This window comes from Actinomadura sp. HBU206391, from assembly GCF_014323665.1.
Lineage (GTDB): Bacteria > Actinomycetota > Actinomycetes > Streptosporangiales > Streptosporangiaceae > Actinomadura_C.
Genome location: NZ_JABVEB010000516.1, coordinates 1 through 1,697, shown reverse-complemented (window position 1 = coordinate 1,697; position 1,697 = coordinate 1). Strand labels below are relative to the sequence as shown.

Below are 1,697 nucleotides of genomic sequence, written 5' to 3'. Positions count from 1 at the left end.
GTGGGCGGACAGTCGGCGAGGCGACGAGCCGGTTCGTCAGGTGGTGACGAGCCAGCCGGCCGAGCACAGTCCGGTCACGAACACGAGCGTCCGCAGATACGTGGGTTCTATTCGCTTGCCGAGCACGGCACCGAGCCAGCCGCCGAACACCGCGCCGCCGCCGAGCAGCAACACCGGCTCCCACACCGGCAGCAGATGACCGGTAGCGACGAAGACCACGGTCCCCGTCACGTTGATCGTCGCCGCAGTGAGGATCTTCAGAGCGTTGATCTGCTGGAGCGACGTGCGAGGGAACGTCGCGTTGAACACCGAGAACAACATCACCCCGAGGGCGACCACCCAGTAGCCCCCGTAGACGCTGGTGGCCAGCATCAGCGCCCACGGTCCCAGGCGGCGACGGCGGCCCGCCGGCCGCGGCTTCGCGGCGGAGGCGTGGTGGGCCGGATCGGCGGCCGGGGGATCGGGGCGCACCTCGGCATCAGGCGGTCCCGACGCGGTCTTGACGAGGACCACGGCTGGACGGGACACGGGCTCATGCGGCGGCAGCGTCGCCCGCGCGGCGCGGCGGATCATGAGCGGCTGAACGGCGACCAGGACCGAGGCCGCGAGGATGAGCGCCGGCGCGGCCACCGTGAACAATCTGGCCGGCAGGGTGAGAAGCAGGGTGCTGCCTATGAGAGCACCGACGACGGCCACGACGGTGATCTTCGCTAGGAGCCTGGGATTTCTGGGCAGGTGCGTGCGGTATCCGTAGGCGCCGGAGATCCCGCCGGGCAGCAACCCCAGGCTGTTGATGACGTTGGCCCACACGGGCGGGTATCCCAGCCAGATCAAGGCGGGGAAGCTGATCAGTGATCCACCGGCCACGATCGTGTTGAGCGCGCCGGCGGCCACGCCCGCGATCACGAGAAAGACCATGTCCGCCCAGGTCACGGCTGGATCCAAGGCGACGCAAGGGCGATGACACTCATCCGCTGTGCTTCGGGGACCCGCGCGCGTTCCTCATCCATGATTGGTTCCGTCAGCCTCATGGCAACCTCTCATCGAGATTCATGAGCGGATCGAGGTCTTCGGAGAGGTCCGCGGTCCCGCTGAATCGGTTGTCCTGCGTCATACGGTTGACAACCCGAGCGTTGTCATGCACTCTCTTCAAATCGCCATTGACAGGTGCTGAGTGCGTGATCCGCATCGGGTGCGATTCAGAACGTGACATTGCGTCTGCAGCTCTCTCCCGGCCCAGTCTTCGACTCCGCAGGCGAGATTCGTCGCCTGAAAGTCAGGATGCGCGCTGCACCTTGATGAGAACCTTGCTCATACCTTGCAGCCCACTTCGGCCGCTGAGCAGGTGTGATTCGGGCCAGCGGCCGGCGACTCGCACATGGGTCAGCCGAGAGACCAACGGTGCAGGCGAGTCATTCCGGCGGCTCTGAGGCGCTTGAGGCCGTTGTGGCCGCTGATGCCGGGACCGGTCGGAGCGTGACCACAGAGCGTCGCCGTCGGCCGGTTCATTCGCGGCATCTCGCATCGAGACGATGCGGGGGAGAGGCGGGCCCGGAAGGGGCCGCATGGGCAATACCCGTCGCGGCTCGCAGAATTCCTGGGGCTCGCAGATTTACTGAAGAAGAGCGTCGGCCGTCGCTGAACTAAAGTGATGACGCTCATGCCGAAATCGCTGTTCGGCGACAATGCGGCATGCA

At 66.2% G+C, this 1,697-nt stretch carries 1 protein-coding gene; it reads right to left on the bottom strand.

All coding sequences use genetic code 11. The annotated features are described in order from the left end of the window. Window positions 1-36: 36 nt before the first annotated feature. Window positions 37-933, bottom strand: coding sequence for a sulfite exporter TauE/SafE family protein (locus HKK72_RS38990; protein ID WP_187239391.1), 897 nt, complete (start codon window positions 931-933; stop codon window positions 37-39). Between the last annotated feature and the right edge of the window lie 764 nt (window positions 934-1,697).